3 protein-coding genes are annotated in these 4,868 nt (G+C 56.5%); all 3 read right to left on the bottom strand.

Features of this window, described 5'->3' with window-relative positions:
- Positions 1 to 378: 378 nt before the first annotated feature.
- Positions 379 to 3,513: a hypothetical protein gene (locus ABX962_RS30260; protein ID WP_372725136.1), complete on the bottom strand. Its 3,135-nt coding sequence runs from the start codon at positions 3,511 to 3,513 to the stop codon at positions 379 to 381.
- Positions 3,514 to 3,789: 276 nt separating this feature from the next.
- Positions 3,790 to 4,320 (bottom strand): KdsC family phosphatase, encoded by a 531-nt coding sequence (locus ABX962_RS30255; RefSeq protein ID WP_372725134.1) that lies wholly within the window; start codon positions 4,318 to 4,320, stop codon positions 3,790 to 3,792.
- Between the two features lie 10 nt (positions 4,321 to 4,330).
- On the bottom strand, positions 4,331 to 4,868 hold a 538-nt coding region (locus ABX962_RS30250), incomplete at its 5' end, for a CBS domain-containing protein (protein WP_372725132.1).

The raw sequence follows: 4,868 nt of genomic DNA, 5'->3' as shown, positions 1-4,868 counted from the left end.
TCCGGCGTGCGATCCGCTGATGAAAATGGCACTACAACAAACGCCGACGAAAAGCGATAGATTCGAAATTGGACGCATTTGTTTTTTCCGGTCGAGGAAGAAATTGAGTTCTCGTCCTTGGGGAATAACAAAAACGAGTCGGCCACCGAAAGGGAAGAAATTCGGGTTTGTAGCGTTGCGGGTCGTTCGGGACATGCGATTCGATTGCTGACGGTAGCGGAACTCGTCAAGAGTTTCGGTCATCCCCGTATTTCGGTCATCGCCGTAAACGAAAGTCACGCACGACATCCGCTACAACCAGATGTATCATTTGATCTCTCGCACGTCCCGAGCGATCCAAGGCCATGATCGCGGAGCGATCAGCGGCGAACTGCCAACCTATTTTGGGGCTGTCATTCCCGGAGGCGCCGCGATACTGAGCCGTTCGAGTTGCAGGTTTTCAACCTCCATCGTCTTGAGCTTCAGAGACATCGATTTGACCGCTCCTTCGGGTCCCGGTTGTCCATCGGGAAGTTGTTGGCGGAACAGTGCCGGTCGATTGGGCGCTCCATGCATCGTGAACATGTCTTTGGCTGCGGAGTAGGCGGCTCGCGTCGCACTACATTCCAACAACCCACGCTCATTGCGGGTGCGGAAAATCACACCGCCGGCAGCTTCGGTTTCCCACGGTGTTGCCAGTCCCGCGATCGAAGGCATATTCGCCGCTTCAGGTGAGATTCCGAACCGAAGATGGTCGCAATCGAGTGTCGTTTGACCGGCGGACAAGGCGTCCATCGTCTGGGCGTCAAACGTGTCGTCCCAGCTGGCGACGTCGCGAACGCCAACCCGTACGCCTCGCATGAAGTCAAGCGACTTGTTCAACATGTCGCCTTGCATCGTATCGTTAAAAATCAGATGGATGCCGGTTAACACGTTGCGGTCCACCTTGGCTTTGGCGGTGCCGCCAGGTTTCAGTCCGCTTTGATCGCCGCGTGCCCAACATCGGTACCATCCCGGGCCTGTACCGAAAAGCTTGCCGCCGCCCGAGGGGACCAACGTCAATTTCTCGGCGTGCAGTACATGTTTCGATTCGGTTAAACCGTCGGGGGCACGTTGCACCGCCGAAATCATCAGTGGGCGTGATTCGCTTTGCAGCAAATCGATCCGCTGGACCGTTGCCGTCTTCATTGTTTTCAGGTCGCGAACTTGCACGCCGTCGTGCAAGATGATCTCCATGCGGTCACCTGCGACGTGAACATCCCATGGCTCACGGCCATTGATCAGCGAAGCGGTGATCTCGACGCCATCGGTAAGCGTCGCCGTTTTTCCGTCAAAGACCATTTCGCCCTGCCATCGACACAGCGGCGGTTCGGTCCAAGTTAACTTGGATTCAGGATCGGCGGATTGGGAAACGCGGCTGGGAGTGTCCCTTGTGGTTGGATCGGTGCCGGTTGGTTCACCTGCCAAGCCGTCCGCCAAGCTGCTTGGTAATGCTTGTGATGGAATACGGAACTCGCCCGCTTCATTGATCCAGATGATGTTGTCGCTGGGACGGATTTGGATCAGGGGGCCGACAAAATAGCCGTCCCCTATTTCAAAGCGTGCCGGAGCACCGACGCCGCTGCCGAGTTGCAAAACGTCTTCGCCGCCGCCATCGATCAAACGAAGTTGTTCGCCCGTCAATTTGGCCAGCATTGGTTGCCCACCCAATTGCACAGTATGCGTTAGATGAACCGCACCGACGACGCTTAGGTCTTGGGCCTGTACGCCCCCATCGCTGAGCACCAACTTAGCCGTGATCGCATTGCCCGCGACCGAGGGACGCGACCGGGCGACAGGAACGGTCGTGGTGGTTCCCGGTTCAGGTTGTTTGACCAATTGGCGGATCGAGCTGGGGGCTTCTTCCTGATTGCCTTCGATCATGCCAATGGGGGCGGGCTCGGGTTCGACAAAGAACAATCGCAGTTGATCGGTGTCGGCTTGGATCGACGAGGTGTCCAAGTGCACGTTGCCCAACGCCGCCAACTGCTCGGGGATCATCGCGTTGCCACCCCGTTTCGCTTTTTTACGAGGGTCGGGTTTTAGCACCCCTTCGACGGAATCGGCTTGGAATTCGCCGCCATCGGTCAATGCCGTTTTAACATCGCCATCGATCCAAAAACCGACATTGCTGGTGACCGAATCTTTGCGGATCGGGCCAAGCGGTTGCATTTTGAAACCCTCACGCCACTGAATCCGTCGCAACGGGACGTTCGGTGCATCGAGCGTGACAATGCCGATACCGCGAGCGTCAATCGCTCCGAGCGTTCCCGGCGATGTGGGATCGAATTGGTAGACGATGCTTTCAAGTCGTGCATGAATTCCGGCGCGGTGCACTTCGATTCCCTGGATCCCATCGGCGCGGACGAGTCCTTTGCTGGCCTGCATGTCAATTTGGCCTGCATAGATTTCTAAATCTAAATTGGGCAACCGTGCGGCCAACGGGGCACCGGTCGCTTTGATGCGGTGCAGCCAATCGAGCGCCGTCGCGCGAACAAGCGACTTGTTGCTGGGGTCGCGAAACGTCAATTCGATCGTGTCACAATCAAATCGGTCCGTTTTCGCACCGGCAATTTGATGGATCAGTGATACCGAATCGCGGAGCATCAGTTGGTCGATCGCAAAGTCGTATTCGAGCCGACCGTTGCACTGAAGTTGAATTTCGGCGGCCGCATCCTCGACGGATCCATTTGCGGCTTGAGACGTGGCGGCGGAGCTTTGCGTCAACATCGATGTCGGATCGACTGCGACGCTGTTTTGGATCGGTGTCGTCGTGGTCGCCGCGGGCCATAGTCCGCCGTTCTCCAGCGGCATCCGAAACTCTTCCAAATAGATCAGTTCCATGCGGTCCAAGACGGCGGTTTTTCCGCTCGACGCCATGGGTGCCGATGTGTTGGTCGCCAAATGGATGGTCAAGTCGCGGCCGAGCATCTTGGCTTTGCCGAGGTTCATTTGGATCGCTTCGGTCGTCCAGATTTTTTGGTTGTCGATACCCACGTTCGCAGTGCGAATCGACAGCGATTGACTTGGGGTGGTGGGGTTCAAGCGACTGATCTGCACCACACCCATCATGCGGCCCCGCTGGATCGGCGGCGCTCCGCCACTCATCACGTCAAGCGAACCGCTGAACTTGATTTCGGCCCCTTCGTTGGCTTCGATCACGACCGGCGATTCACTGCTGGAACTCTTCATGCCGCGACCGATCACGACGGTCATTGGCCACAGTTTCCACTGGTCCGGACTGCTTTGTTCCCAGTTTTGAAACAACAGCATCCCATCGGCGGTTTGCAGCCGTTTGCATTTTTCTCGCTGCCATGCTCCCTCGGGGAACAGATCCGCAAGCGTGTCACCAACTTTGAACTCGCGTGCCGGCGCTAGTGCGACGCGTTCGACTTCGGGAGGGCGCAGCCACGCAACCACCAACACGTGATAGACAAAAGCCAACACGCTTAGAAAGAGTAGAGCGGAAATGTAATGATATGTTTTTCGCAGCATTGTTGTGTCTTGTCTGCCGACGGCGCTTGCCGCTGCGGTACCGCTTCGTTTTTTAGGTAGCGAAACTCGCCAAGAGTCTCGTTCGTTGGGAATGGGGTGCCGATTGTCATGACGACTTTTGCGACGACATGCCGCCAAAGTCCTCGTTTTACGCAGATAGGTAGAATTGATTGGGTGAAATCTCGTTCGCTGCTGGGAAGCTATTCCCGGGTGAACGTCTGAACCGTGGCTAGCGCCAAAACGGCTAACAATCCCAAACACTTCTGGTTACCTGCGTTAATTCAAATCGAGGTGGTCCTGCCAAACTCCTTTTGCGCGTAACAATCGTTCAACCAGTTCTCGTACTGCACCCTCGCCACCCTGTTTTTGCAACACCCAGTGGGCAGCATCGCGAGCGTCGGTTGCCGCGTCTGCGGGCGATACCGCCAATGCGACTCGCTTCATTACGGCAATATCCGGCAAATCGTCGCCGATATAGCAGACTTGTTCCGGACGGCACCCGATCGCGTCAAACAGCGATTCCGCCGCAGGCCATTTTTTTTCGAACCCTTGGGCAACATGCTCGATACCAAGTTCCGCTGCGCGTTTTTTGACCGCGTTCCCCTGTCGCGCCGACAAGATGGCAAACGCAAATCCCGATCGCATCCACAGCTTGATCCCTAAACCATCGCGAACGTGAAAGCGTTTGGTCTCGACACCATGGTCGTCATAAACGATGCGTCCGTCGGTCATCACACCGTCGACATCCGAAATGATGCAGGTGATCGGTTCGGCAATCGATGCGTCGGTAGAAAGCTTGGTAGGCATAAAGGGAGTATTACGGTCTGAAACTTAAGATTGCGGGTTCGTCTTGCGGGCCCAACATGCCTGCGATATCGGTGATATCAATCAATCCGATCGGACGTCGGTGAGCATCCAGCACAGGAAGTTCGCTGATCCGCCGACGTGACATGATCGCCAAGGCATCCTGCAGCAACATGCCGCTGGACGCCGTCGTCGGATTCGCCGTCATGCGGTTGGCAATGCTATGGTCCAGTGCAATGTCGTTGCGTGTTTCCAAGATGCGTGCTAAGTCGCTGTCGGTAAAAATGCCGACGAGTTGTTTCGATTCGTTGACCAGCATCACGGCGCCGGTACGGCGACCATTTTTCGATGCTCGCACCATCGCTTCGCGTACCGTGATGTCGCTGGTGGCGATCCGGCAAGCATCAAGGCCTCGCATGATCTGGTCGACCGTGGCCAATTTGCGTCCCAACGCACCGCCCGGATGGAATTTGGCAAAATCCTGAGGGGTGAATGACCGCAGTCGACTGGCCAGCATCGCGATGCCGTCTCCCACTGCCATCATGACCGCG

The organism is Novipirellula sp., assembly GCF_041583735.1.
Taxonomy (GTDB): domain Bacteria; phylum Planctomycetota; class Planctomycetia; order Pirellulales; family Pirellulaceae; genus Novipirellula.
Note: the sequence above shows the minus strand (reverse complement) of the source record. Positions and strands in the feature narration are given on the sequence as shown.